Below are 1,351 nucleotides of genomic sequence, written 5' to 3'. Positions count from 1 at the left end.
TAATGCCGGTCACTTAAGGTGACCGGCATTGTTTTTTAAGGGATATTTCGACCTTTTTTCTCTCACTTCCCTTGCATATTCACGCTCACGCCTCGAGGGGAGTTTTAGCATCGCTGCGTTGCTGTAAAAATGCTTCAGGTGACCCGGGATGGCTCCCGCTGATGACCACGGCAGCCCGATTAACAACCGTAATATCTCCGACACTGCACCGCTAAAACTCAGCTGATAAGGCAGATAATCTCCCTTCAGGCTAAACGCCATCTTGATCATCTGGTAACGAATTAGGTTATAAGTCAGCAGGATACCCCACAGTTCCTGCCTGACCATTTCCGGCAGTTTACTTCTCAACGCCCACCGGTTCCCCAGTAAAAACTGCTTCGTCTCCCGGTATCCTAACTCGATTTCCCAGCGATGCTTATAAAGCTCCGCCACGCTCGCGGCCGGATAACGCATCGCATCCGTCATTGACGTCAGAACCTGCCGTTCTACGCCATTGACCTTCCGGCGGATAAGCCGCACGGTCATTTCTTCCGGCAGTCCTTCCCACTGTTTTCTGGCCTGCGGTGACGTTTTCAGCCGTATCAGCTCGTCCTGTTTGCCGAGCTTACATACCACCTCGTACTGCGTGTTCTTTTTCAGCGGCATCAGCCAGTGGCGATTTTCGCCCGCATTATGCCAGTCATGCAGCAGCCCTAAAGAGTAAAAACCCTTATCAAACAGCGTAATACTGTTATCCGGCGCGCTGTCTGCCAGCTGTGCCGCCAGGCGCATCTCGTTAACGTCGTAACTGCCCATCACACTGGCCCGCAACAGGTGGCTGCTCAGTTCCATCAGGCATACCATGCGGACCTGAGGATATCCGCGTTCACCGTGCTGGTTCGAAGCCTTACCGAAGGCCTCTGCATTTTCAGGCGTGTCCTGCGTATGCCAGACTACGCCATCGACAGCATTGAGTGTCAGTCCGTGCCAGAGAGGATGTTTTGCCTCTGCATGCCAGTGTTGCTGAGTGATATCAAACAGAACCCGGATGGCATCTTCGCCTAACGTTTTTCTGCGGGCAATAACGGAGCTGGGTGCGGTGAATGAGCGTCCGGTTCGGTCAACAATATCCATCAGATTAACGATATGACTCATAGGCTTATTGTTGAATATGGCCATGCCGATAACCAGCCAGACCATGGACTCGAGGGGGAGTTTACGCTTGCGTAGGGTGACGGTGTCAGTGAGAGAAAAAGCTTGCTGAATGAGGTCAGGAGACAGGAGGTCAGCGAGGCTTTGAACTTCATCGGGGGCAGTGAGATTGATAATACCGAGAGCTTGTGAAAGTTCCATTTAAAAAGGGTCCATGTTG

At 52.1% G+C, this 1,351-nt stretch carries 1 protein-coding gene; it reads right to left on the bottom strand.

Going from position 1 to position 1,351, the window contains the following annotated elements; translation table 11 throughout:
* Window positions 1-9: 9 nt before the first annotated feature.
* On the bottom strand, window positions 10-1,332 hold the full coding sequence (locus LVQ79_RS22460; protein WP_232867053.1) for an IS4-like element IS1271 family transposase: 1,323 nt from the start codon (window positions 1,330-1,332) through the stop codon (window positions 10-12).
* Window positions 1,333-1,351: the final 19 nt, after the last annotated feature.

It is taken from the genome of Buttiauxella cochleicola, from assembly GCF_021282405.1.
Lineage (GTDB): Bacteria > Pseudomonadota > Gammaproteobacteria > Enterobacterales > Enterobacteriaceae > Buttiauxella > Buttiauxella massiliensis.
Note: the sequence above shows the minus strand (reverse complement) of the source record. Positions and strands in the feature narration are given on the sequence as shown.